Source organism: Bacillus sp. UMB0728, assembly GCF_002858875.1.
Taxonomy (GTDB): Bacteria; Bacillota; Bacilli; order Bacillales; family Cytobacillaceae; genus Bacillus_AB; species Bacillus_AB infantis.
In genome coordinates this window covers 316,466-340,633 of record NZ_PKLA01000003.1, presented here as the reverse complement: position 1 = coordinate 340,633, position 24,168 = coordinate 316,466, and the positions used below count along the sequence as shown (strand labels likewise).

The window sequence follows — 24,168 nt, the reverse complement described above, 5'->3', positions numbered from 1 at the left end:
AATGGAGGCGCAAGCTATGAAAATAAAGCTAGCAGGCAGGGTGGAGGCGCTGACGCCTTCTTCCACGCTGGCGATAACAGCTAAAGCAAAGGAACTGAAAGCACAGGGCCGCGATGTAATTGGGCTGGGGGCAGGAGAGCCGGACTTCAACACGCCGCAGCATATCATAGATGCTGCATTGGCTTCAATGAATGAGGGGAACACGAAATATACTCCATCTGCAGGTCTTCCTGCGCTGAGAGCCGAAATAGCTGCAAAGCTTAAAAAAGACCAGGGGCTTGACTACAAAATCAATGAAACCTTTGTCGGAAGCGGAGCAAAGCATGTGCTGTACACCCTGTTCCAGGTGCTTCTTGATGAAGGAGATGAGGTCATCATCCCTACGCCATACTGGGTCAGCTATCCTGAGCAGGTAAAGCTGGCTGGCGGGATCCCTGTTTATGCAGAAGGCTCTGAGGAAAATGGGTTTAAAATCACTCCGCAGCAGCTGAAGGATGCGGCTACAGAGAAAACCAAAGCAGTCATCATCAACTCTCCAAGCAACCCGACCGGAATGCTTTATACGGAGGAAGAGCTGAAGGCGCTTGGGGAAGTGTGCCTTGAGAAAGGCATCCTGATCGTATCGGATGAAATATACGAGAAACTTGTATACAGCAATAACCGCCATGTGTCCATAGCACAGCTGTCACCTGAATTAAAAGAGCAGACCATCATCGTGAATGGTGTTTCTAAATCGCATTCGATGACAGGCTGGAGAATCGGCTATGCAGCTGGCGGCAGCAGGATCATCAAGGCAATGACCGATCTGGCTAGCCACAGCACTTCAAATCCGGCCACTGCTTCCCAGTACGGCGCCATTGCCGCTTATGCCGGCACACAGGATCCGGTCGAGGAAATGAGGCAGGCATTTGAAGGCAGGCTGGAAGAGATCTACGGAAAGCTTGTGTCTATACCGGGATTCACCTGCATTAAGCCGCAGGGCGCATTTTATTTATTCCCGAATGCCAGGCAGGCAGCCGAAATGACGGGCTATAAAGATGTAGATGCATTCGCTGAAGCGCTTCTTGAGGAAGCCCTGGTAGCGGTCATTCCCGGTTCTGGATTCGGTGCTCCGGACAATATCCGCCTTTCCTACGCAACTTCGCTTGAATCTTTGGAAGAGGCTGTTGAACGTATACGCAGGTTTGTGGCAGAAAAGGCCCAGTGATCTAAATGGCATAACAGCAGGCGAGACGTTTTCGCGCAACATGAATGGCCAATGCTCTTTTCCGCTTACAGCATAAAAGGGAAATAAAGAGATCCGCTTACGCGGATTTTTTTATTCATATGCACTCATGCCCTGTGCTGTTTCAGACCTAATTTCTGGCAGCGTTGCCTGTTATTCTCCTTACTGGCCCTGAATGTTCATGATATACTTTAAAGGAGGTGTCCAGGATGAAAGACAATATTATCAAGTGGCTCCAGGAAGGGAGCCTGTCCATACCAGGTGCCCTCTTGGCCCGCTATCATAAAATGAATATAACTGAACAGGAACTCGTCCTGCTTTTGCATATATCGTCCTTTATTGAAAAAGGCAGAGACTTTCCTACCCCGAATGAAATTTCGTCCCGAATGACGATTTCTGATACAGCATGCACCGATATGATCCGGAAACTGATCCAGAAAGGATTTATTGAAATTCTTGACGGCTTTTCGGATGAGGGAATACGCTTTGAAAAGTATTCGCTTGAACCCCTTTGGGAAAGGGTGGTTGACCAATTCCTCCTCGAAGACAAACAAAAGGATCTTAAATCCCATCAGCAGGAAGAGATGGATCTGTATACATGCTTTGAAAAAGAATTCGGAAGGCCGCTTTCGCCTTTTGAATGTGAAACGCTGGCAATGTGGATGGATGATGACCACCATGACCCTGTCATCATTAAAGCGGCATTGCGGGAGGCAGTTATATCCGGTAAGCTTAATTTCCGTTATATCGACCGTATTTTATTTGAATGGAAGAAAAATGGGATCAAGACAATTGAACAGGCGAAGAGCTTTGGACGCAAATTCCGTCAAAACCAGCCGCAGTCTTCAAGGCAAAAAACGGATGAACGCCCTGTTCAGCAAAAATCAATTCCTTTTTACAACTGGCTTGAGCAATAATGTTAATGGCGGGGGACTTCTCCCGCCCTTTTTGTATGATTTCCTGAATGCTCCCTCCAGGTGCTTGAAGAGCGTTTGGAAGGACAGGATATAGAGAAAAGGTTAAGATAATGAAAACATATTTAAATACAGAGTGGTGATACAAATGCTGAATAAAACACAAATCAGGCATTGCCTGGATGTTATGGGCGAAATGTTCCCTGATGCCCATTGCGAGCTTCATCATGAAAACCCTTTTGAACTTGTTATTGCAGTGGCCCTTTCTGCTCAATGTACAGATGCGCTGGTCAACAAGGTTACCAAAAACCTGTTTCAAAAATATAAAACGCCAGAGGATTATTTAGCTGTTTCCCTTGATGAGCTGCAAAACGACATCAGGTCGATCGGCCTGTTCAGGAACAAAGCAAAGAACATCCACAAGCTCTGCAGGCTCCTCATCGACGAGTATAATGGGATTGTCCCGCATGACAGGGACGAATTGACAAAGCTGCCCGGGGTAGGAAGGAAAACGGCAAATGTCGTCGTTTCTGTGGCTTACGATGTGCCTGCAATCGCTGTAGATACCCATGTGGAAAGGGTCAGCAAACGCCTCGGGTTCTGCAGGTGGAAGGATTCTGTTCTTGAAGTAGAGAAAACACTGATGAAAAAGGTGCCTGAAGAAGAATGGTCAGTTACGCACCATCGGATGATCTTTTTTGGCCGATATCACTGCAAGGCGCAAAACCCCCAGTGCGAAATCTGCCCGCTCCTTGACCTTTGCAGGGAAGGCCGGAAAAGGATGAAGAGGAAATAATGGCGGATAGCGAAAAAATCATGCTGCAGGTGTCTCCTGAAGTCTACCATCCATTTCTGGTGGGAGAGGAGGAAGCCTGGGAGCCAGCTTGGGCAGATGAGTTTCAGGCAGATGCGATCTTCATCTATGAGATTGCTTTTTATAATGGGATTGAAGCGCTCAGGCCATGGGAGAAGGCGGAAGAGTTCTTTCCCGCAAGGATTGAACAGTGGGAGGAGGTAAAATCCTCCATTGCTGCTTTGCATGGGAAACGGGAGAGGTTGGGATTGGCGGAATTGATGAGGTCTGCTATAGGCATCTTCGTTCAAATGCTGTTCTGGGCCAACGGACAGCCGGCCAGGCTGGATACTCCTAAAGAGTTTATGCTATTGAATGTTAAGCCAGCTAACTTAAATGAACGGCTGGATTTTGTTTTGTCCAGTCCGCTTCTTTATCATTCGTTCATTCAATTATGTGAGCTGCAGGCTGAACTAGAAAAGCAGCGCCAAAAGAAAGCAAGCATAGAAAAAGCGTTTAAGCATAAAGCTTAAACGCTTTTTACATTTAGACTTTTGAAAGATGCGCCGGATTAATTGCTTCCGTCAGACCCGGAGCCGCTGCCTGATCCGGATCCGCTCCCGGAGCCAGAACCTCCAGATCCTGTGCCGGACCCTCCAGAACCGGAGCCGGTTTCGCTGCCTGATCCGGACTGTCCTCCATTCTGGCCGGTTTGCCCGGACTCACCGCCGGAGCCGGATTCACCCTCAGAACCGCTGTCGTCACCTTCTCCGTCATCTTCTTCATTTCCTCCGTTGCCATTGCCGTTGCCATTGCCGTTGCCGTTGCCATTGCCATTGCCGTTGCCATTGCCGTTGCCAGGATTCTGATTGTCTTCCTCATTTTCCTCATCATTCTGGTTAGCATCTTCATCCTGACTGCCGTCTTCCCCATCTTCAGGTTCTTCCTGTCCATCATCCTCAGGAGCTCCCGGGATGGTGACAGAAACAGAAGCAGGATCGCTGCGCATATCATCTCTAAATGCTGTAACGCTGAAAGTGTATGTGCTTCCAGGGGAAGGAGCAGTGAACCTTAAGCCTTTTTCAGCCGTTACCGTAGGCTGCTGGCCGCTGCCGTCAACCGAAGCATTCACCTCGAATTGCACGCCTTCTTCTGAACCATATTCCCAGCCAACCACGACTTCATTGGCTTCTGGATCAAATACTGCAGATAAGCCTTGCGGCGCATCAAGTTTGTCGTATTTCTTTGAAACCTGTGTAGGAGCTTCTCCTTTAACTGCATATTCAGTAAGGATCTGGTCGCTTGGCGTATAGGCGCTTGCGAGCTTTGAAGTGCCTTTTTCAATCTTTACGACTTCTACGCTTTTCGGCATTTTGAAGTCAGGTGTTTCTTTGCCTTCAGACACATGGGCCATCAGGTTTTTAAATAGATTTTGAGCTATTTTCTGGTCTCTACCGTTTGAAGGAAGATAATTCTTCCTGTCTTTATAGCCAGTCCATACGGCCGCTGTATAATTCGTTGTATATCCGGCAAACCAGGCATCTGGAACCGCCCCGTCAGGAACATTGTACTTGGATAATTCTTCATTGCTATAATTGGTTGTTCCTGTCTTCCCGGCGATCGGCAGGCCTTGCACGTTAGCCTGCTGGCCGGTGCCATAAGAATCCTTTACAACGCTCTTGAGCATATCTGTGATCATAAAGGCTGTATAGTCCTTCATGACAACCTTGGATTCCGGAGCCAAATCGAGCTTTGTGCCGTCTCTAAGCTCTACGCTTTTGACTGTATGAGGAGTATTGTATATGCCGTTGTTTCCAAAGGCACTGTAGGCTCCGGCCATCTGCATGGAAGAAACCCCTTTTCCAAGCCCTCCTATGGCATAAGATTCGAATATTTCGTCCAGAGGTATGCCGAGATCGACTGCAAAATCCTTAGCCCGATCAAGTCCTACTTCCTGAAGAGCCATGACCGCAGGGACATTCCGTGAACGGGCGAGTGCTTCTCTCATGCTCATCGGCCCCATATGCCTGCCGTCCCAGTTGTTGAATTTGGTGCCGTCGGAATACGTATAAGGTTTATCATCCAGAGTATAGTAAGTGCCCCATTTTAAATGTTCAATAGCGGGACCATAGTCGAGCACAGGTTTAATGGTAGAACCTGGCTGGCGCTTTTGGTCAGTGGCATAGTTGAAGCCAAACTCTACTTCAGGATTTCGGTTTCCGCCAAGGGCCCGGATTTCCCCTGTCTTTGTATCCAGGAGTGTTATGCCTGCCTGGAATTCTTCATTTGGAAATTCTACAATTTCATTGCCGTTAAGCATTGTTTCCACATATTCCTGTGCATCTTTGTCCAGTGTTGTGTATATTTTGAGTCCGTCTGTAAAGACATTAATCGTTCCATATTTTTCGTTGATTTCAGCAATGGCCTGCCCGATGAAGGAATCATAAGGTATGTCTCCATTGATTTTTCGATTCTCTTCGGCGACCAGGGAGGATGTGACCGGAATCTTCTTGGCCGCTTCCATTTGTTCTTTTGTGATGTATCCATGCTTATTCATCAGCGTCAGTACAATATTCCGCCTTTTTTCCGCCTTGTCAGGGTGGTTGAAGGGATTGTAATTGTTCGGGCTTTGCGGCAGTCCTGCAAGCAGTGCTGCTTCGTGAAGCTCCAGATCCTTCAGCGGCTTGCCGAAGTATGTTTCTGAAGCAGTCGCGAACCCGTAAGAGTATTGCGACATATTCACTTTGTTCATATAAAGCTCTAATATTTCATGCTTTGTATATTTACGTTCCAGCTGGATGGCCAGCCATGCTTCCTGAGCTTTACGGGAAAGCTTTTTATCAAACTCGAGGAAATAGTTTTTGGCTACCTGCTGGGTGATGGTGCTCGCTCCTTCTGCACCAAAGCCTTCTGTGATGTTGGCAAGGACTGCACCGCCGAGGCGGATCGGATCAATGCCATGATGTTTATAAAAGCGGGAGTCTTCTGTTGCAATGACTGCTTCCTCAACGATCTTTGGTATGTCCTCATACTCGACATAATCCCTGTTTTCGGAACCGATGGTTGCAATCTGCTCCCCGTTCATATCATAAATTTCAGATGCGATAGCGGATTTCAGCTTCTCTTCATCAAGCTTTGGCGTATCTTTGACCATGTATGCAAATGCACCGGCTCCGATGATGATGCCGGCAAGCCCGAGTGCGATCAGCACCAGAAATATCTTTTTGAAGATACCGCCTTTTTTCTTTTTGGGAGTTTTTTTCTTGGTGCCGGCAGACTGCTGCTTCCGGCGTTCCTCCCTTGAGTTGTAGTTTTCTGCCATATATATATTCATCCTTTCTTACATCTGCATAAAATCATGTAAGATTATAAAGATAATCTATTACTTTAATATAGTCAATCCTGGGCTGGAAGCCAAGCTGGATCCTATGGCCATTTTCTTCTATTTCCGTTTTGGCAATGGATTTGCGCCCGCCATTCTCCATCCTCTCCCAAAAAGGGAAAAGGGAGCGGGCTTCTAAAAGGAAGATTTCTTCGCTCTCTGAGAAACGGAGCAGTACAAAGCAGATCCCCCCCTGGGCAACTATCCTGCGCATATGGGATATCTGGTGGGCATGGAAGTTCTTAAGAGGAAAAGAAGTGCTATTCTTCGTTTCCTTTGCTTCAAAATCAATATATCTTCCTTTATAAAGGCCATTATAATCTGTGGTTGAGGCTTGCTTGAAATAAGCCTCCTTAATAACCGCAGCACTTCTTTTAGGATAGTCAACATTCACAATCTGGACTGGCGTGGGCTTTTTATGGATTACAGCCAGCCCCCTTTCCAGGTAAAAAGCATTTGTTTCATTTATATCATCCTCTAGTGTCATCCCCCTGTTGGAATATGTCCATTTTTTCTCCTTTTTCACAGGCGCAGCAGCCGCCTTTTGCGGCAAATACTTTCGTCCGTTTGGGTAGTGGAAATTCAATTGCATTCACCTGCCTGTTTTCATTGTGCCGCTATGCCGGCAATCGCTCACTACTCATCATACCAAAAGTGCCGGCTGGAATGTTGAATAAAAAGCACCAAAAAGTGAACGATAACAACAGTGAGCAAGGAGGTTTGCTTTGAGAAAAACAGCCAATTTCACATTTGACAGCTCCGAACGGATGCTCGCAGAGGAAATCCGTTCGATTGCGGATCATTATAACAAAGATAATATCAGCAGAACCCATGCATATCTCGACTATTATCAATCCAACCCGGACATCCAATGGGCTTTCCTGGCGAGTATGGTTTCCAGAAATGCAGGCTGGAATATGTGCGATCTGGAAGAGGCGTCATTGTCCTGCCTCCTTGGACCGGAAATCAGGGAGCGGCTTTTCCTTACATATGAGCGTGCCAATTGGCTCATTTTCTCAGATGCCTTTCCACAGCTGCTTCTCTATGAATATTCGACGAAAAAAAACTCGCCAATGTTTCATCTCCTGCCATTCTTTCATGTGTCTTCATTTATGGAAAAAGAATGGAACCGCTATTGGCAGGAGGGGGACCGGGAAAGATTAATGATTGCCCTGATAATAAATGAACAAAACCTGATCCAGCGCCCTGTGATTGAACATCCGGTGTATAAAAGGAGGGTGTTCCATTCACTGTTTTTTTCCATCCAGGACTGGATGCATTTCAGCTCGGTCCTGTTTCCAACCTGCAGCGGCCAGCTTTATGGAGCAAGTGTAAAGAAGTTCAGGAAAACGGACGAAAGAATCATGCTCGGAAAAAGGCTTGCAGGGATTCTGTTCTCACCCGCTCATTTTCCGGAGTTCCTGAAGTTTGCAGGAAAAGTGCCTCACACGGGATCAAGGTTGGATTACGAACAATTCCTCAATGGCGGGACAAAGCGGGCTTTGCAAACCTTAAAAGATACTTACCCCGTTATCAGCCATCACATACATGAAAAGCATGATTGGTCAAAGGAGAGAGGAGTCAGCCCGGAGTGGTTTGCAGAAGAAGGGGAGACAGAAGAGTCTGTCCTGATGACAGAATGGTTCCTGCATAAGCAGAGGCAGCTGGAACGGGCAGCGGGATTAAAGAAGTTTATTTGGTTTAAAAGGTAAACGCAGTCCGGCATTGCGGATCAGCTGGAGCGGGATATAGTTCACCAGCTGGCGCTGCTTTTTAAAGAAAAACCGAAAAACAGCGGTTCTAGAACATGAGGCTGAAACCACTATTCTGCTATAAACGAAAAATAACGGTTCTAGAATCCAGGCTGGAACCACTATTCCGGCAAAACCGAAAAATAACGGTTCTAGAACACCAGCCGGAACCGCAATGCTGACAAGTTCAAAATATAATAACCCAGGTCCAAATTACAGACTCCAATCTTCCTCTATCCTATTGAATGAAGTTCCTGGATTAAGGAACCTTGGTTTTACTAAAACCAATTCATAATCTGCTCAGCCATCAATACAAAAAAAAGCAAGGGATCCCCCTTGCTTTCATCAGGTGGAAGGTCTGTCCGGGCCTTCCAGCTTTTTGCTGCCGAATCCAGTTTTCGTTTCTTCCTGCTTTTTTGGCTGAACCTTATTTTGTTTTTCCTTGTTTGCCATCTTTCAACACCTCCATCCTTTAGTGTGTTCAATCACCAATTTTTCATCCATTCAAGATGTGTCGAAACGCTCTTTGTTCCATTGAAAAATATAACTATCTTTGGCGAATCGCTTCTAGTTTTGTCAGGGGTGAAGGGAAGTGAAAAGAGAAGGCGAATACAGTGAATAGCAAAAAGCCGTACAGTCGGAGATATATGAAAAAGGGAGGTTATATGATGAAACACACTTCACAGAAAGAAGAATTGCTCCATATGCTGAATGAGATATATGACCAGCTGGAAGAATTGGATGCAGCACTTGAGACAAGCCTTTCAAAATTCAGGGGAGAAATGGCGGAGGAACATCAGCAAAAGATGATATATTGCGAATCAAGGCTGGCCAATGCTGAAAATCGGCTTCAGGAAATCGGGAAAAAGGACGGCAGGGACCGAAAGATGACAGGCGGTAATGACAGCATTAAGCTTGAATTGGGCTATTAGGTTGTCTAAAATAAAGAATGATCTTTAGTAGCTGGATACCCACGCTACTTTTATTTTTTTGGACAAATATCCAACTGGAGATGAAATATATGGACGAGGTAAAACATTTAGACAGGCTGACTAGAGAGCTGCTGGAATGCACGGAGGAAGCGGCAGGCCATTACCGCCAGGCGCGGGAAAGGGGAACCAAGCCTGATTTCTATGCGGAAGTAAAGCCTTTTGCCGATCATAGCAAACAGCTGCTGGACGAGTGGGCCTATCAGGCTGCCGGCTGGATCGCGGAAAACAGGCCCAAGAACCTGCATGAAAATCAGATCAGTTCGGCAGCGGAGCATATAGAACTGATTACTGTCCAATGCTTCTTCCCGGAAACAAGCCGGACCCGTTTCATTAATTACTATAACTCCACCAAATATGTCCTCAATGTCCTCCTTGGCCATTTAGACGAAAAAAAATAAAGCCTGCAGGACAATTGTCCGCAGGCTAAGCTTTTTTTTGATTAAAGTTATTGCGGCCCGTGTCCCGCTATACCCTCCGGGGATCAATTCTGCAGATTTGCTGCTGCGGTGAAGGAACAGTCAGCTACGGCTCCCTGTGCTTCAAGCTCACGAATAAGGTTGCGGTATTCATTAATGGTGATCTCATTGTGGATATAGGCTTTCTTGGCGAAATCCAATAATTCATTGACGCTCTCGGGGCTATAATCTTTCAGCTGCAAAAATTTCAGTCTCAGTTCGTGAATGTTCATTAATGTTCCTCCTCCGCCTTTTCCCATATCGTATCATGAAACAAAAAAGTTTCTCCGTTTTTAAAAAATTGAAACTTCCGACAAAATTCATCATAAGCAGACAAAACCGGATAATCTTACCTGCAATGCACAAATTGGGCAGATGCATCATAATTTAAAGTAGCGATCAGTATTAGGAGGATGTCTGCCCATGTTTCAAAAAAACAGAAGATTTCCGGCACGAGTGCAGCAGCCAGGGGGCAGCGGCATATACGGCCGGCACAGATACTATTCCGCATTTCCAATGCAAGGAAGCCCCCAGGCCCAATATCAGCCCCAGGCTTTTGCCGGCAGTCAATCAGCATACTTCATTCCTTTCCAGCAGGCACATAATCCGCCGCCCTATTTCCAGGGCTATCAGCATCAAATGCAGCCGCCCATTCAGCCTCAAGTCCAGCCGCAGGCCCAGCAGCCTGTAAGCCAGGGGCTTTTTCAAAATCCGCTGCAGCAGGAGGAAGCATATCAGCAGCCGCAAAGCCAGCAGCCCCATAATCCTTACCCTTTCATGAATCCATACCCCAAGCAGTCTTTCATGGCAAAGCAGCCTTCGGGAGTCCAGTCGATCATGAATTCCTTTAAAGGCCAGGATGGATCCCTTGATTTCAACAAAATGATGAATACAGCCGGCCAAATGATGAGCGCAGTTAATCAGGTCTCATCTATGGTCAAAGGGCTGGGAGGCATATTCAAAGTATAAAGAACAGCTGAGGAAGGCTGTTCTTTTCTATCTGGCTTTCACCAATATAAAACCGAAAATTTCGGAATTCATGGAATATTATTGACAAAATTGTGAAGGGATTGGAAAATGGAAACATTGACTGTAGGTCATATAAAAAGGGGTGGTCAATATGCTTAGGCAAATACAGCAGCTTATCATCGTGGTATTGCTTATCCTGCTCATTGCCTCACTGCCGTTAATGGTAACCGCAGATCCGGAAACACAATCGCTGAGCTTTGATCCGGGTGCGCTGCCGCAGGTATACGGCGAATTTTTCACACAAATAGCAGACGGGGATTTAGGTACATATCAGCAGGGGACGAGGACACGGTCCATCGGGGAGGATATCGGGCGGTTCTTTATCACAAGCCTGAAAATCATGGAAGCGGGGATCCTGGCAGCGGTCGTGCTCAGCCTGGTTTTCGGTGTCTTTATCAGCAGGTTCCGGGCAGCCAGGGGATTCAATTATATCCTTAACATTCTGGCATCCATTCCGGATTTCATCATTATAGTTGCCAGCATGATCCTTGCCGTGAAATTTTATAAAATGACGGGGATCAGGATCATTTCCCTGAGGCCGGATTCCGGTGCGCTGAACACGTGGTTTCCGACAGTGCTTGTGGCGATAGCCCCCACATTGTATCTGTTTAAGCTGGTGGCAGTGAAATACTATCAGCTGAGCGGCGAAGATTATATCAGGACCGCGGTGGCTAAAGGGATGCGGCTGGATTATATCAATCTTCAGCATGTTTTTAAAAACATCGAGCCTTTTATCCTGGCGGAAATGACAAAGGTGATTTCGCTTGGGATAGGAAATTTATTTATCGTTGAATACATAATGAACGTTTCAGGAATCACGAAATTCATTTTCCAGGCTAATGGATTCCAGCCCATTGCGATCGGCTTGTTCGCAATGCTTTTGATGTCGCTGATCGTTTATCTTTCTATCAGATTATTATTTTACTTATTTAAGCGGGTGCTGATCCATGAATAAGCTGCTCAGAGTGAATTACTCATTATATATTGGCGTATTTCTAGTCAGTGTTCTGCTTTTCTTTGCTGTTTTCGGGCCGTATTTGGCGCCCCATCAATTATCTGAAGCGCTGGAGACACAGTATCGGGATGGAAAGGTGCTCGCACCGCCGATCCAGCCGTTTGAATCTGGCGAATATCCATTGGGGACTGACAGATGGGGCTATGATATTGCATCCATGATTCTAAATGGCCTGAAATACACAGTTTTCATCGCGATTGCCGTAACTTTTATCAAGATGGTGCTGGGTACCATTATCGGTTTGTATGTGGGGACCTGGAAGCGGACACCGGGATGGCTGCTGGCGTTTGAAAATGCGTGGAGCTTTGTCCCGCTGTTTCTGATCGTTTACTTTTTCTTCAGGGGAATCAACACGCTGTCATTCATTCCGACATGGAAGCTTATCATGCTGTTCATCCTGATCACTTCCCTTGTCAGCATTCCAAGCATTGTCTCATCTGTCCGGCAGAAAACGGCAGAGCTGAACAAATCTGTATACATTGAAGCTGCCAGGGCATTGGGGGCAGGGAGGCACAGGCTGATCTGGAAACATATTTTCCCTCAGCTCAAAGAAACATTTCTTGTCATGTTCATTCTTGAGATTGTCTATGTGATCACGATCATGGGGCAGCTTGGCCTGCTGGAGATCTTTGTCGGCGGTACAAGGGTCACCTATGATCCGCTCCTGTTTCACTCCATAACGAAAGAGCTGGCAGGGCTGGTCGGCCAGGCAAGGGGAAATATTTATGGGAACCTTCATATTTTAATGGTGCCCCTTGCAGTCTTATTGATCACGACCATTTCATTCAGCCTTCTGGCCAATGGCATGAAAAACCGATTCCAGTCCAATTACCAGAGAACACCTTGGATCAAAACCGGACAGGAGCCGAAGCTGAAGCCAGTAAGGAAAAATTATATAGCCCAAAAAGGAAGGAAGCTGCTGTCGCCTGAACCGATGGCGCTTATAATCCTTTTGATCCTCTTTATCAGTGCCGGCACTTATGTGTATGCCACAAAGGATCAGGATATAGGGGTGAAAAACTTCAGCCAGGCTGAATATGACCTGAGCCTTAAGATGAACAAGCAAGGAGAATTCTCATCGACAGCCAATATTGAAGTGAAGAATGAGTCAGAGGATGAATGGGATAAGCTGGTGTTCTATTTTATCCCGAATGTATTCAAGGAAGGCCATTCATTTCAAAGCGTGGAAGGCTACGCCTCCGTCACTCTGAATTACATCAAGGTGGACGGGAAGGAAGCGGATTATGAACTGAAGGATGATACCTTAAGCGTCTTCCTTTCAGAAAAAATGGATAAAGGCGATAAAGGCAAAGTTGAGATAAACTATGAGTTCACCCTTCCTGAAAAAGGAAATCGTTTCTCGAAAGTGGATAAAAATTATTACCTTGCCCAATGGTACCCGATGCTGGCAACCTTCCGTGAGCATAAATGGAATAAGGAGAAGTATTCCGAAGGGCTGGAAACCTACCATACCGATTTTTCAGATTACAAGGTTACCTATGATATACCAAAAGGCTACACGATTGCCTCAACAGCAGATGAAGACCCGCCAGCCTCTGAAACCAGGGGAACTTTGAAGGCTGAAAAGGTCAGGGACTTTTTCATCAGTATCCTTAAAGATACAAAGGTATATGAAGCAGAAGCAAAAGAGGGGGTTAAGGTAAGGCTCTTTACGGAGGATGATCATAACAAAGATCCTGAACAGTCGCTTGATCTTGCCAAAAAGGCTCTTTCCTTCTACCAGGATAAAATAGGGGAATATCCTCATGAAACGCTTGATGTCGTCCTGGATGAAGGTCAGTTTATGGAATATCCCGGCATCGTTACGATCAATCCGTATATTGAGGATTCGTATTTCTACCAGGTTTCCATCGTTCATGAGATCGCCCATCAGTACTTCTACGGAACCGTTTCTAATGATCCTTATTATGAAGCATGGGTGGATGAGGGGATTACCGAGTTTGCAACCAGCATGTATTTCTATGCGGGAAAAGGCGAGGGGGAAATTAGGGCTTTTTCTCTTCCTCTTAACCGGATGAAGAGCATAGAAGAAGAATCAGTTAAACGACAGCATTCAAATGTGCCGCTGGATGAAGTGTCGCATAACGGATATGTGTATGGCCAGCCGGCAGTGAAGCTGCTCGAATTAGTCAATAACCGTTTCATGGTCAAAGGCAATGACCCGCGTATTGTGGGGATGGAGTTCCTCTCAGCGTACTACGAAAAGTTTAAATTCAAAGAAGTGGATTCGAAAATGTTTGCGGATTTTGCCGCAGACTACTTTCTTGTCCCGAAAGGCTATTTTACCGACTGGCTGACGCTTGAATAATATTCTGCCGTCTGGAATGCCGCATGTAAAAAGCTCCCTTGCTGCAATTGCAAGGGAGCTTTTCGGCCTGTAAAGAGGAACTTTGGCTGCCTTTGGCAGGTGAGCTCAATAGGCATTAATTATTTTCATCAATGATGATTTTCTTGCCTGACTGCTTAGGTATCCGGATGATCAGCAGGCCGTCCTGGTAAGAAGCCCTGACCTTTTTTTCATTGATAGTCTGCGGAAGCGGGATGGTCCTGGATGATTGCTGCATCGTCTGCTTCCGGCTGAAGGTCCTGTGTTTATCATCTTCCTGGAGTAAGGTTTCCGCGTGGCTGACTGAAATGGTAATATAATTATCCAGTACGTCAATATGGATCTGCTCCCTTTTTATCCCCGGCAGCTCTGCAGTAATATGATGCTCTTTATCGGTTTCAGATACCCGGACAGAAAAGGAACTCTGCGGAAACGGAGTTTTAAAGAAATCATCAATGCTCTGCAAGAACCCTTTGACGGGTTTTTCCTGAAAGAATGTGTTCATCGATTTCATGATATCGCTGAATGGCTCATTTTTCTCTTTCTTTTTTGGGCCATCAGGCAGCTGTGAAGACATTCATGCATCTCCTCCCAAAACAGAATCTTGGGATATATTATGCAATCAGCGCCCGATTGGTCCCTTTGAGAAAGACTCACCCTCTTACTTATAGATACCTGATTTTCCGCGCAAAAATATTTTTGATCCCCTGGGAAAGGAGATTGAAGGTGAATATAGAAAAAGTCATGAACAAGGCTGCAAAGAATGGAATCCAGATCGGGCCCCGGATGTCGATAAACGCATCTTTTAGAAGCATCGGCCAGGAGATGGATGTGTTGACAAATTCCCATAGCCCTGTTGGCGTCTGGACAAACTGCTGGGAAATGAAGATGCCAACAAAGCCTAGCTGTCCCAGGAGGAACATTACTTTTCCCAGATCTGAGATCATATAGACCAGGATTTTCCCATACAGAAAAGGCATATAATATCGTTTGAACATGGCAAAGGGAGTGGTTCCCGCTGCTATTCCCCCTGTAATGAACTCTTTTGATGATACTTCATCGAATTCCAATTTGATCATGTCGGCAGCCCTGGCTGCTTCAGAAAGGGCAACCACAAGGATCAGCCAGAAAGGCCGGTCTTTTGCAAACAATAAAGGCGGCAGATTAACGACCAGTATGACAATGATGATGGTCGGGATATAAGATAGGAAGCCATTCAGCCATTTGAGGACAGAATCGGCCGCCAGCACCTTTTTATGCGCCAGGAAAGCAAAGGGAATCGCCAATGCATATCTGAGGGCTGTAATGACAATCACAAGGAGAAGCGTTTCCTTGGCGCCAAGCACAATGATGCTCAGCAGATCCCTGCCCGATTTGTCCGTTCCGAGCGGGAAGTCTTCATTTGGCCCGTATGGCGGGATGACAGGCTTGCGGTTCTCATCCATAATATAAGTGATTGTGGACAGCTCCCGGTCTATAAAAGGGAGGAAAGGGCCGATGAAAGCAATAAATGCCAGGATCCCGAGACAAACCAGGCTTATAATAAATACACTATATTTTTTCCACTGAAATTTTCTGTTCATATCAGTTCACTTCCCCCTGCCCTTTTTGGCATAAAGAGATATTTAGCTGATTGAGAGGCCAGTATGGTTAAAAACATCAGCACCAGGAATGGAAGCATCAGCGCAAAAGAAGAAACATCATTATAATTCAGGATGCTTTTAAGCAGATTGTTTCCTGCTCCCTCGTAGCCGGATAACTTCTCCACGATCGGCAGGCTCGATAAGATATACAGCATAATGAACTGCGCCTGATTGAGAAGTGTCCCGGCACAGTTAAAAAGGATATGCAGATAAATCTTTTTCTTTCCCAGCCCTTTTGAGTAGGCTGTCCGGATATAATCTTCCCCGCTTTCCTTGTCCATCGCAGCAGCGGTAAAATTGACCATATGAATGAAAGGGAAAAGTGTCAGTGAGATCATTGGGAGAAGAAAACTGTACCAATGCTCATGGCCGTATAGTGTAATCTGCGGAAATCCCCATTGAATCAGCTTGATCAATATATACTGCAGGCTCATATACAGAAAAAAATCCGGAACCGATGAAAACAGCCAGGACAAGGCTTCCTGAATTTTACCCCGCATACGGAGGCGCATCGAAAACTTTGCAATTCCTGCCAGTATTCCAGCTGCCATGCTGATAAAGAAAGCAGGAAGAATGATTCCGAGGCTTCTTTTCATATAAAGGATGGTTTCTTCGGACACCTTCCTTCCAGTCCGGCTCTCGCCAAATCCGTTTTCCTTCTGGATAAATTGAAAGAAGGATTGAATCTTATTTTTGTAGGCTTCTGCACTGAAAGGATAATCCATTTCAATGTGAAATGCGGAAGGCTGATGGATGACCGGTTCTCTTGGCAGCAGCAGAATCAATAGAAAGCTCGCCAGCACAAGGAGAAAAATGAACAGTTTTTTAAGTAACAGCATAAAACGATTGACCCCCATTCTTCTATATATCTGTTAAAATAGGTTAACCGCGGCCAAAGAGCCGCTTTCAAAAAAAATATATCTGAATTGTCGCAAATTTTATACCTTCAGTCAATTTACTTTTGGAAAAATCTGATAATCTTAAATTCGGGCTGTTTGGTTCCGTTCCAGATAAATCCAACAGGAAAACAAAAGAAAATCCTTTTTGAACGAACGTTTATTCGGTAGAATGGGTGTATGAGGTGAACGGAAAATGAAGCTCAGGAAAAATCTCCAGGAGATATTAAAAGATTTAAAGATGACCGAAGAGTTCAAGGATAATATTGTCCATTGGCATACAATTGAAGAAAAAGAAGCAAAAACAGAGGATCTGCCGGATGATATACATCCATCCTTGAGAAATGCTTTGGAAAAGCGGGGCATCAGCCGTCTTTATACACACCAGAGGTCTGCCTATGCGGCTGCTTCTGAAGGAAAAAGCCTTGTGGCTGTTACTCCAACTGCATCTGGAAAAACACTATGCTACAATCTTCCCGTCCTCCAGACGGCCATCAGCGATCCGAAGGCGAGGGCGTTGTATATATTCCCTACCAAAGCACTGGCCCAGGACCAGAAGAGTGAAATAAATGAATTGATCCAGGAAGCGGAGCTCCCTGTCAACAGCTACACGTATGATGGCGACACTCCGGCTAATATAAGGGAAAAAGTTAGGAAAGCAGGCCATGTTGTCATAACGAACCCTGATATGCTGCATTCGGCGATCCTTCCCCATCATACCAAATGGGTTTCTCTTTTTGAAAATCTCAAATATGTTGTCATTGACGAGGTTCATATTTACAGAGGCGTCTTCGGCAGCCATGTGGCAAACGTGATCCGCCGCCTCAGGCGCATCTGCCGTTTCTACGGGAGCGACCCGCTCTTCATCTGCACATCGGCAACCATTGCCAATCCGCTTGAGCTTGCTGAAAACCTGACGGAAAAGAAAATGGAGCTGATAGACAATAACGGGGCGCCAAGCGGAAGGAAGCACTTCTTGTTCTATAACCCGCCGATTGTCAATATACCGATGAATATTCGGCGAAGCGCCACGCTTGAAGCAAGGAAGCTGGCCGGGAGGCTTTTGAAAAACCGCATCCAGACTATTGTATTTGCCAGGAGCCGTGTCAGAGTCGAAATCCTGCTCACCTACCTCCAGGAGCTGGTCAAGCATCAGCTGGGGCCGAAAGCCATCAGAGGCTACCGGGGAGGCTATCTGCCGACAGAGAGAAGGGCGATTGAAAAGGGTTTGCGTGCGGGTGAAATCTACGGGGTCGTCAGTACAAATGCATTGGAGCTTGGCGTGGATATCGGCCAGCTTCAGGTATGCATCATGACGGGTTATCCGGGATCAATCGCAAGCTCGTGGCAGCAGGCGGGACGGGCAGGGCGGAGGCATGGCGAGTCTCTCGTCATCCTTGTTGCCAGCTCCAGCCCCCTGGACCAGTACGTCATTCAGAACCCGGACTATTTTTTCAATAAAAGCCCGGAAACGGCCAGGATCAATCCTGACAACCTCATCATTTTAATCGACCATATGAAGTGTGCCGCCTATGAGCTGCCATTTAAGTATGGGGAGAAATTCGGTACTGCCGATACGGAGGAACTTCTTGAATATCTGACAGAAGAAAGGGTGCTTTACCAAAACGGCGATAAATGGCATTGGATGAACGATTCTTTTCCTGCCCACAATATCAGCCTCCGGTCTGCATCACAGGAAAATGTCATCATCATTGACCAGTCCGACATTGCAAACGTGAAGGTGATAGGTGAAATGGACCGTTTCTCTGCGATGACGCTCCTGCATGATGAAGCCATTTACCTCCATCAGGGCACCCAGTTCCAGGTTGAGTATTTGGATTGGGATGAAAAGAAAGCGTATGTGAGGGAGGTTGATGTGGATTATTTCACAGATGCCAATCTTGCCGTTGAGCTGAAAGTGCTTGAAGAAGATAAAAACAGGTCACGCGGTGAAATGGAAATCGGATATGGCGATGTGAGCGTGCTGGCCATGGCAACGATATTCAAGAAGATCAAGTTTGAAACACATGAAAACATCGGTTCCGGGCCGATCCACCTGCCGCAGGAAGAGCTGCATACAAGCTCGGCGTGGATATCCATCGGCAAGGAGCAGATCCAATTTGATGAAGACCGGATTGAAGAAGGATTGATCGGGACCGCACATGCACTCAAGCATATTGCCCCGCTGTTTGTCATGTGCGATCCGCAGGATATTTTCGTTGTACCGCAGGTAAAGGCTGCGCATAATGAGAAGCCGACCATCTTCTTTTATGACCGCTACCCGGGAGGCATAGGTCTGAGCGAAAAGCTCTATGATGGGATTGAAACGGTCATACAGAAGGCTGAAGGCATGGTAGCAGGCTGCTCCTGCGAGAACGGCTGTCCATCGTGCATTGGCACTGATTCAGCTATGAATACGGCCAAAAGCGATGTCTTGAAGCTTTTGGCATTATTCAGAAAAACGGCTATGGAGGGGGAGCGGTATGAGCCTCAAAAATAAGCTGAACCGATTAAAGCCTCATCTCTCAAAAGAACAGGGGAGTGAACCGGCTAAGCCTGTCAGGGCAGAAGAAGCTACTCAGGAATTTATGCTTCATGACCTATGGAAGGAAAACGGGGTTTTTCCATTCCATTTTGAGGACAGCTTCTGCCTCGTCAGGGAAAAGGAATATCCGCTAGACTGGAAGCATGGTAATTACCGGTTCTCTGATTTTGCGGCTGCAGTGAATGCCTGGAACAGCGGGGATGTATCCCATCCGCTTTCCTCTGCCGGGCATCAGCCTGATGAGCTGTTCTTCTTTGATACAGAAACTACGGGTCTTGGCGGCGGCACCGGAAACACGATTTTCCTGCTGGGGCATGCCAGTGTGACGCGTGATGGTGTGAAGCTCAAACAGCATATCCTTCCCCATCCCGGTGCAGAGGTGCCGCTTTATAAGAGCTTCCTGGACAGCGTGGATTATACAACCATGGTCACCTATAATGGCAAAGCTTTTGACTGGCCGCAGGTGAAGACAAGGCATACCCTTATCAGGGAACAGGTGCCCAAGCTTCCGCCTTTCGGGCATTTCGATCTTTACCACGCATCCCGAAGGATCTGGAAGCACAGGCTTGAGAGGCTGAAGCTTTCCATCGTCGAGAAGGAAGTGCTTGGCGTTGAGCGGAAAGATGATATACCAGGCTTCCTTGCACCGATGATCTATTTTGATTACGTGCAGACAAAGAACCCCGAAGGCATGCTCGGAATCCTGAAGCATAATGAAATCGATATCCTGTCGCTCATAACGCTGTACACACATCTTTCCTATCAGCTCCTTGGGCTGGACGGCAGCCGGACCGCTGCGGAAACCTATGAAGTAGGGCGGTGGTTTTCTTCTCTCGGCAACACTTCTTCTGCAAAAGCAGCCTTTGTGCAGGCAGCACAGACAGAGAATGAAGAGTCAGTGAAGGCCAGGAATGCACTCGCATTTGAACACAAGAAACTGAAGGACTGGGAACAGGCGGCAGCCCTATGGCAGGAATGCGCCGATTCGGAGGCAGATCCGAAAATTACGGCTGAATCCTCCATTGAACTGGCAAAATATTTTGAGCATCGCAGCAAAGACCTTGCGCGCGCAGTCCATTATGCTGAAAAAGCGAGAAAGGCGCTGGAAGCCGTTCCTGCACCTGGTACCTCAGATAAGCTCAAACCGGAAACAGATAAGAGGATCCGGAGACTCTATGCTAAGCTGGAAAAAGAACAGTCCCGGAATGATACCGCTTCTGCCGGTATAAAAAGCGCAGCATCAGGAAAATAACACCCTGGCTGCGTTTTTTTGTACCCAGAAAATCCGCTTTGCCCGCTGTAACAAAACTTTAATATTTCTATGTGTAAAAACCATTATTTATTAGTTGTCTGTACCTCATTGAAGCTGTAAAATTGAATGTTGTATGCTACATACAGTGAATAAAAAGAGTGAGGCTGGTTTGGATGTATAAAGCGATATTGTTCCTGTTTTTTGTTGTCATCTGTCTGACAGTCATTATTTTTTCCAGCATGAAGGACAGTTTTTATGTTATGCTGTAGCAAAAAAAACCCGGCAAATGCATAAAATTAGGTGTTTTCCTTAGTACAAGATTCCCCCTTTCATCATAACTTGTTAGTGTAAATATAACAGAATGAAAGGAGATCTTAATTATGCATTGCGGACCAAGACCGAATATTTGCCCGGCAGTTGTCCATCCGACAAAATGCTGTGTAAATCATACTTTCCAGAATAATGTGGTGCCTCATATCCATCCTACACACACTACGACAGTCAACCACATTAATTTTCAGCATCAGCATTACTTCCCACAAACACAATCAGTTGTAAATGAAGTGACAAACCAGCAGTTTGTCGCAGGCCCTGGACCGGCCCCTGGATTTGGAGGCCCTGGTTTCGGCGGCCCTGGAGCAGGCGGCTTCGGCGGACCTGGGTTCGGAGGCCCAGGCTTTGGCGGCCCTGGCTTCGGAAGATAATAACCTGCCATATTAAGGTGCATTACCAAGGCAGGGGCCTGTATACAGGCCCCTGCTCAATTTTTTCCATAAATCGCATATTATTTTTACATAGAAAGGAGCAGCCCAAATGAAAACAGCGGTTGTCTCAGGCTATAAACCCCACGAGTTGGGAATTTTCAAACGAAATGACCCTGCAGCAGCTTTCATAAGGGCTGCTATCAGGAAGAGCCTGCTCGGTATGCTTGACGAAGGGCTTGAATGGGTGATCATCAGCGGGCAGCCGGGCGCAGAGTTATGGGCTGCTGAGGAGGTCTTTCAGCTGCAGCTCGATGAATATCCTGATCTTAAGCTGGCCGTCATCACACCTTTCCTTGACCAGGAGCAGAACTGGAGCGATTCCAATAAAGAGTGGTATGAATCTGTGATTTCCCAGGCCGATTTTGTAGATTCAGTAACAAGGAAGCCTTACGAAAAGCCCTGGCAGTTTAGGCTGAAGAATCAATTCCTTATCGAAAAAAGCGATGTGCTTCTTCTTGTCTATGATACGGAAAAGGAAGGAACGCCAAAATTCATTTATGAAACAGCTAAAAGCTATCAGGAAAAGAATCCTTATGAAATCAGGATGATTTCCTTTTATGATCTTCAGCTGATTGTTGAAGAAGAGCAGCTGAAGAACCAGGAATTTTAATTTAGTTCCAAAGATAAATTGACAAAAGTACATATTTTTGAAAAAATATATTAAGATTATTCAGCGATAGACTGAGGTGAATGTGATGCTATCCGATAAAGTTAAGTTAACAGCAAAAGACATTTTGGAAAAAGAATTCAAGGCAGGGATGCGGGGGTACAAGCCTGAAGATGTCGATAAGTTCCTGGATCTGATCATCAAGGATTATGAAACCTTCCACCAGGAAATTGAAGATCTGCAGCAGGAAAACCTGCGCCTGAAGAAACAGCTTGATGAAGCCTCTAGAAGGCCTGCAAGCACCCAGACTGCCGGAACAACGAACTTTGATATCTTAAAGCGCCTTTCCAACCTGGAAAAGCATGTGTTTGGCAGCAAACTTTATGAATAACAGCTTTTAACTGATTTTCCTTTTTAAAACCATTGCTATTGGAAGCCAGATTGCATATAATATCATTTGTAGTCATTAATAACGTTCGGGTAATCGCTGCGGCAGCTTGCTGCTGCAGAGGAAAGTCCATGCTCGCACGGACTGAGATGTCCGTAGTGTTCGTGCCTGGCGAAGTCATAAGCCAGGGCAGCCGGGCGATTGCGCGGCTGACGGCAGGGAAAATGCCTAAGTCCTTCGGGATATGGCATGAATACCTTGAAAGTGCCACAGTGACGGAGCCTTTCCAGAAATGGGAAGGGTGGAACGAGGTAAACCCCGCGAGCGAGAAACCCAAATAATGGTAGGGGCACTTTCTCTGAGGAAATGAACAAGGAGAAGGACAGATTTTATATCTGTAGATAGATGATTGCCGCCTTAGTACGAGACTCAGGTCGATTGCAGTACAAAGGAACAAAACATGGCTTACAGAACGTTATTAGTGAGATGATTTTTGAAATGGTAAAGCTCTCCTTTTGCAGGAGGGCTTTTTTAATACATACCAAAACCCTCATGGGGAACACTTGCACGCGGAAACTTCTTCAGGCTATCATGGATGAAGCGGACCGCTGGCCGGCAATAATGAAGGGAAGACCTACTGGAAAGGATGTCTTACATGGGAAAATACCAAATCATCGCAACAGCGGCAATGGGGCTTGAAGCGCTCGTTGCAAAGGAAGTGCGGGCACTTGGCTATGAATGCCAGGTGGAAAACGGAAGAGTTGAATACACAGGGGATGAGACAGCTATAGCGAGAAGCAATTTATGGCTGAGAACGGCAGACCGGATCAAAATCAAAATCGGCGAATTTAAAGCTTATACTTTCGATGAGCTGTTTGAAAAAACAAAAAGCCTTCCATGGGAACAGTATATTGCAGAAGATGCTGAGTTCCCGGTAATCGGCAAGTCTGTCAAATCAAAGCTGTTCAGTGTTTCCGACTGCCAGGCAATCGTCAAAAAGGCGATTGTCGAGAAGCTGAGGACAAAGTATAAAAAAACAGGCTGGTTTGATGAAACGGGTCCATTATGCCGCATTGAAATCTCTATGCTGAAAGATACAGCAACCCTGACTCTGGATGCCAGCGGAAGCGGCCTTCATAAACGGGGATACCGGGCAGGACAGGGAGAAGCTCCGCTGAAGGAAACCCTGGCTGCTGCGCTCGTCCAGCTGACGAACTGGACACCGGACAAGCCATTTGCAGATCCTTTCTGCGGATCAGGGACCATCCCGATCGAGGCGGCCTTGATCGGGCAGAATATTGCCCCGGGCTTTAACCGGGAATTTACCTCTGAGAAGTGGGGCTGGATGCCGGAAAAGGTATGGGATGAAGCCAGAAATGAAGCTGAGGATTTGGCAGACTATGATCAGCCATTAGATATCACTGGATCTGATATTGATCACAGGATGGTGAAAATTGCCCAGGAAAATGCATTTGAAGCAGGCCTGGGGGACATGATCCAATTCAAGCAGATGCAGGTGAGGGACTTTACCTCCAATAAAGAATATGGTGTGATTGTCGGCAACCCTCCATATGGCGAGAGGCTTGGGGAAAAAGGGGCTGTACAGAAAATGTACCGTGAAATGGGAGAAGCGCTCTCAGGGCTGGATACATGGTCGATTTATATGCTTACTTCTGATGAGGACTTTGAACAGCATTTCGGGCGCCAGGCAACCAAGAAAAGGAAGCTGTTCAACGGTTTCATCCGAACAGACCTCTATCAATACTGGGGCAAGCGTCCGCCAAGAGAAAACAGGCAGAAAGAGGAATAAAGGGTTCTCTTATTGAATAAACTAGCAATACTCTATCGGTTTTGGATTAGATGGGCTAGTTTTATTTACAGGAGGAGAGCCAATGGATTACAGGACTCTTGATTTCAATAGAATTTCTCAGGCGCTTGACTACTCGATGGAAATGCTGGTAAAAGAAACGCCTGCCGATCAGGTGCTGGATGAACTGAAAAGTGCCCAGCATGAGCTCCGGCAGGCCCTGTCCTTTTCCCTTTCCGGCAGGCAGCAGTAAATCCTGCCCGGTGTCCGGCAATAACCAGGCACAAGGCTGGCCTCCTCGAAGGGAGCGCCGGTTTTTTGCCGTTCAAGATGATAAATGTACAGCCTGTACTGACGAATTCC

At 46.4% G+C, this 24,168-nt stretch carries 23 protein-coding genes and 1 other RNA gene; 18 read left to right on the top strand and 6 right to left on the bottom strand.

From position 1 onward, the window contains the following. Positions 1-22: 22 nt before the first annotated feature. From CYJ37_RS12700 to CYJ37_RS12685, 4 genes are all read left to right on the top strand, one after another. Complete coding sequence (locus CYJ37_RS12700; RefSeq protein ID WP_035401134.1) at positions 23-1,207, top strand: pyridoxal phosphate-dependent aminotransferase; 1,185 nt, start codon at positions 23-25, stop codon at positions 1,205-1,207. Positions 1,208-1,434: 227 nt separating this feature from the next. Beyond that, positions 1,435-2,142, top strand: a complete 708-nt coding sequence (locus CYJ37_RS12695; RefSeq protein ID WP_009791256.1) for a DnaD domain-containing protein — start codon at positions 1,435-1,437, stop codon at positions 2,140-2,142. A gap of 145 nt (positions 2,143-2,287) precedes the next feature. After that, positions 2,288-2,935: an endonuclease III gene (gene nth / locus CYJ37_RS12690; protein ID WP_009791255.1), complete on the top strand. Its 648-nt coding sequence runs from the start codon at positions 2,288-2,290 to the stop codon at positions 2,933-2,935. Continuing rightward, on the top strand, positions 2,935-3,465 hold the full coding sequence (locus CYJ37_RS12685; protein ID WP_101550166.1) for a YpoC family protein: 531 nt from the start codon (positions 2,935-2,937) through the stop codon (positions 3,463-3,465). Before nth ends, CYJ37_RS12685 begins: the two co-directional genes overlap by 1 nt. A gap of 38 nt (positions 3,466-3,503) precedes the next feature. Here CYJ37_RS12685 and CYJ37_RS12680 read toward each other — a convergent pair whose 3' ends face one another. Then, the gene (locus CYJ37_RS12680) at positions 3,504-6,254 is read right to left on the bottom strand and encodes a penicillin-binding protein 1A (RefSeq protein WP_101550165.1); all 2,751 of its coding nucleotides are present in this window, start codon (positions 6,252-6,254) and stop codon (positions 3,504-3,506) included. 34 nt (positions 6,255-6,288) lie between these two features. Further along, positions 6,289-6,906 carry a Holliday junction resolvase RecU gene (gene recU, locus CYJ37_RS12675; protein WP_269147768.1) on the bottom strand — a complete coding sequence of 206 codons (618 nt, stop codon included), beginning with the start codon at positions 6,904-6,906 and terminating at the stop codon, positions 6,289-6,291. Positions 6,907-7,039: 133 nt separating this feature from the next. Here recU and CYJ37_RS12670 point away from each other — a divergent pair, with 133 nt between their 5' ends. From CYJ37_RS12670 to CYJ37_RS12660, 3 genes are all read left to right on the top strand, one after another. Then, positions 7,040-8,026, top strand: coding sequence for a DUF2515 domain-containing protein (locus CYJ37_RS12670; protein WP_101550163.1), 987 nt, complete (start codon positions 7,040-7,042; stop codon positions 8,024-8,026). A gap of 704 nt (positions 8,027-8,730) precedes the next feature. Continuing rightward, positions 8,731-8,997: a hypothetical protein gene (locus CYJ37_RS12665; RefSeq protein ID WP_129611976.1), complete on the top strand. Its 267-nt coding sequence runs from the start codon at positions 8,731-8,733 to the stop codon at positions 8,995-8,997. An 89-nt stretch (positions 8,998-9,086) separates the two neighbouring features. Further along, entirely contained in the window at positions 9,087-9,455 is a 369-nt protein-coding gene (locus CYJ37_RS12660) for a YppE family protein (protein WP_240683980.1), read from the top strand. A gap of 83 nt (positions 9,456-9,538) precedes the next feature. Here CYJ37_RS12660 and CYJ37_RS12655 read toward each other — a convergent pair whose 3' ends face one another. Further along, positions 9,539-9,745, bottom strand: a complete 207-nt coding sequence (locus tag CYJ37_RS12655; protein WP_022544120.1) for a YppF family protein — start codon at positions 9,743-9,745, stop codon at positions 9,539-9,541. Positions 9,746-9,935: 190 nt separating this feature from the next. Between CYJ37_RS12655 and CYJ37_RS12650 the strand changes: the two genes are divergently transcribed. From CYJ37_RS12650 to CYJ37_RS12640, 3 genes are all read left to right on the top strand, one after another. After that, positions 9,936-10,481 (top strand): YppG family protein, encoded by a 546-nt coding sequence (locus CYJ37_RS12650; RefSeq protein WP_253617908.1) that lies wholly within the window; start codon positions 9,936-9,938, stop codon positions 10,479-10,481. A 151-nt stretch (positions 10,482-10,632) separates the two neighbouring features. Beyond that, positions 10,633-11,496 (top strand): ABC transporter permease subunit, encoded by an 864-nt coding sequence (locus tag CYJ37_RS12645; RefSeq protein ID WP_009791244.1) that lies wholly within the window; start codon positions 10,633-10,635, stop codon positions 11,494-11,496. Next, positions 11,489-13,885 carry an ABC transporter permease subunit gene (locus CYJ37_RS12640; RefSeq protein ID WP_101550160.1) on the top strand — a complete coding sequence of 799 codons (2,397 nt, stop codon included), beginning with the start codon at positions 11,489-11,491 and terminating at the stop codon, positions 13,883-13,885. Before CYJ37_RS12645 ends, CYJ37_RS12640 begins: the two co-directional genes overlap by 8 nt. Before the next feature lie 115 nt (positions 13,886-14,000). On the opposite strand, the gene CYJ37_RS12635 is transcribed toward CYJ37_RS12640, so the two are convergent. From CYJ37_RS12635 to CYJ37_RS12625, 3 genes are all read right to left on the bottom strand, one after another. Further along, complete coding sequence (locus CYJ37_RS12635) at positions 14,001-14,480, bottom strand: Hsp20/alpha crystallin family protein (protein WP_101550157.1); 480 nt, start codon at positions 14,478-14,480, stop codon at positions 14,001-14,003. Positions 14,481-14,568: 88 nt separating this feature from the next. Beyond that, on the bottom strand, positions 14,569-15,486 hold the full coding sequence (locus CYJ37_RS12630) for a peptide ABC transporter permease (protein ID WP_094767173.1): 918 nt from the start codon (positions 15,484-15,486) through the stop codon (positions 14,569-14,571). Next, positions 15,483-16,385 carry an ABC transporter permease subunit gene (locus tag CYJ37_RS12625; RefSeq protein ID WP_094767174.1) on the bottom strand — a complete coding sequence of 301 codons (903 nt, stop codon included), beginning with the start codon at positions 16,383-16,385 and terminating at the stop codon, positions 15,483-15,485. Before CYJ37_RS12625 ends, CYJ37_RS12630 begins: the two co-directional genes overlap by 4 nt. 253 nt (positions 16,386-16,638) lie before the next feature. Between CYJ37_RS12625 and CYJ37_RS12620 the strand changes: the two genes are divergently transcribed. From CYJ37_RS12620 to CYJ37_RS27275, 8 genes are all read left to right on the top strand, one after another. Then, on the top strand, positions 16,639-18,942 hold the full coding sequence (locus CYJ37_RS12620; RefSeq protein WP_009791237.1) for a DEAD/DEAH box helicase: 2,304 nt from the start codon (positions 16,639-16,641) through the stop codon (positions 18,940-18,942). Further along, positions 18,926-20,239 carry a ribonuclease H-like domain-containing protein gene (locus CYJ37_RS12615; protein ID WP_009791236.1) on the top strand — a complete coding sequence of 438 codons (1,314 nt, stop codon included), beginning with the start codon at positions 18,926-18,928 and terminating at the stop codon, positions 20,237-20,239. Before CYJ37_RS12620 ends, CYJ37_RS12615 begins: the two co-directional genes overlap by 17 nt. A gap of 380 nt (positions 20,240-20,619) precedes the next feature. Continuing rightward, positions 20,620-20,943: a CotD family spore coat protein gene (locus CYJ37_RS12610; RefSeq protein WP_022544119.1), complete on the top strand. Its 324-nt coding sequence runs from the start codon at positions 20,620-20,622 to the stop codon at positions 20,941-20,943. Between the two features lie 109 nt (positions 20,944-21,052). Further along, on the top strand, positions 21,053-21,613 hold the full coding sequence (locus CYJ37_RS12605) for an SLOG family protein (protein ID WP_009791233.1): 561 nt from the start codon (positions 21,053-21,055) through the stop codon (positions 21,611-21,613). Between the two features lie 85 nt (positions 21,614-21,698). Beyond that, entirely contained in the window at positions 21,699-22,001 is a 303-nt protein-coding gene (gene gpsB / locus CYJ37_RS12600) for a cell division regulator GpsB (RefSeq protein ID WP_009791232.1), read from the top strand. An 81-nt stretch (positions 22,002-22,082) separates the two neighbouring features. Further along, an RNA gene (gene rnpB / locus CYJ37_RS12595) (RNase P RNA component class B) lies at positions 22,083-22,471 on the top strand. 182 nt (positions 22,472-22,653) lie between these two features. Beyond that, the gene (locus tag CYJ37_RS12590; RefSeq protein ID WP_101550154.1) at positions 22,654-23,808 is read left to right on the top strand and encodes a THUMP domain-containing class I SAM-dependent RNA methyltransferase; all 1,155 of its coding nucleotides are present in this window, start codon (positions 22,654-22,656) and stop codon (positions 23,806-23,808) included. An 82-nt stretch (positions 23,809-23,890) separates the two neighbouring features. Beyond that, positions 23,891-24,058, top strand: a complete 168-nt coding sequence (locus CYJ37_RS27275) for a hypothetical protein (protein ID WP_009791228.1) — start codon at positions 23,891-23,893, stop codon at positions 24,056-24,058. Positions 24,059-24,168 lie beyond the last annotated feature (110 nt).

What these genes read in the sequence shown, in the direction of transcription:
- CYJ37_RS12695 (WP_009791256.1), top strand. Translation starts at nt 1,435, where the DNA reads ATGAAAGACAATATTATCAAGTGGCTCCAGGAAGGGAGCCTGTCCATA.
- nth (WP_009791255.1), top strand. Translation starts at nt 2,288, where the DNA reads ATGCTGAATAAAACACAAATCAGGCATTGCCTGGATGTTATGGGCGAA.
- CYJ37_RS12685 (WP_101550166.1), top strand. Translation starts at nt 2,935, where the DNA reads ATGGCGGATAGCGAAAAAATCATGCTGCAGGTGTCTCCTGAAGTCTAC.
- CYJ37_RS12680 (WP_101550165.1), bottom strand. Translation starts at nt 6,254, where the DNA reads ATGGCAGAAAACTACAACTCAAGGGAGGAACGCCGGAAGCAGCAGTCT.
- recU (WP_269147768.1), bottom strand. Translation starts at nt 6,906, where the DNA reads ATGCAATTGAATTTCCACTACCCAAACGGACGAAAGTATTTGCCGCAA.
- CYJ37_RS12665 (WP_129611976.1), top strand. Translation starts at nt 8,731, where the DNA reads ATGATGAAACACACTTCACAGAAAGAAGAATTGCTCCATATGCTGAAT.
- CYJ37_RS12660 (WP_240683980.1), top strand. Translation starts at nt 9,087, where the DNA reads ATGGACGAGGTAAAACATTTAGACAGGCTGACTAGAGAGCTGCTGGAA.
- CYJ37_RS12655 (WP_022544120.1), bottom strand. Translation starts at nt 9,745, where the DNA reads ATGAACATTCACGAACTGAGACTGAAATTTTTGCAGCTGAAAGATTAT.
- CYJ37_RS12650 (WP_253617908.1), top strand. Translation starts at nt 9,936, where the DNA reads ATGTTTCAAAAAAACAGAAGATTTCCGGCACGAGTGCAGCAGCCAGGG.
- CYJ37_RS12645 (WP_009791244.1), top strand. Translation starts at nt 10,633, where the DNA reads ATGCTTAGGCAAATACAGCAGCTTATCATCGTGGTATTGCTTATCCTG.
- CYJ37_RS12640 (WP_101550160.1), top strand. Translation starts at nt 11,489, where the DNA reads ATGAATAAGCTGCTCAGAGTGAATTACTCATTATATATTGGCGTATTT.
- CYJ37_RS12635 (WP_101550157.1), bottom strand. Translation starts at nt 14,480, where the DNA reads ATGTCTTCACAGCTGCCTGATGGCCCAAAAAAGAAAGAGAAAAATGAG.
- CYJ37_RS12630 (WP_094767173.1), bottom strand. Translation starts at nt 15,486, where the DNA reads ATGAACAGAAAATTTCAGTGGAAAAAATATAGTGTATTTATTATAAGC.
- CYJ37_RS12625 (WP_094767174.1), bottom strand. Translation starts at nt 16,385, where the DNA reads ATGCTGTTACTTAAAAAACTGTTCATTTTTCTCCTTGTGCTGGCGAGC.
- CYJ37_RS12620 (WP_009791237.1), top strand. Translation starts at nt 16,639, where the DNA reads ATGAAGCTCAGGAAAAATCTCCAGGAGATATTAAAAGATTTAAAGATG.
- CYJ37_RS12615 (WP_009791236.1), top strand. Translation starts at nt 18,926, where the DNA reads ATGAGCCTCAAAAATAAGCTGAACCGATTAAAGCCTCATCTCTCAAAA.
- CYJ37_RS12610 (WP_022544119.1), top strand. Translation starts at nt 20,620, where the DNA reads ATGCATTGCGGACCAAGACCGAATATTTGCCCGGCAGTTGTCCATCCG.
- CYJ37_RS12605 (WP_009791233.1), top strand. Translation starts at nt 21,053, where the DNA reads ATGAAAACAGCGGTTGTCTCAGGCTATAAACCCCACGAGTTGGGAATT.
- gpsB (WP_009791232.1), top strand. Translation starts at nt 21,699, where the DNA reads ATGCTATCCGATAAAGTTAAGTTAACAGCAAAAGACATTTTGGAAAAA.
- CYJ37_RS12590 (WP_101550154.1), top strand. Translation starts at nt 22,654, where the DNA reads ATGGGAAAATACCAAATCATCGCAACAGCGGCAATGGGGCTTGAAGCG.
- CYJ37_RS27275 (WP_009791228.1), top strand. Translation starts at nt 23,891, where the DNA reads ATGGATTACAGGACTCTTGATTTCAATAGAATTTCTCAGGCGCTTGAC.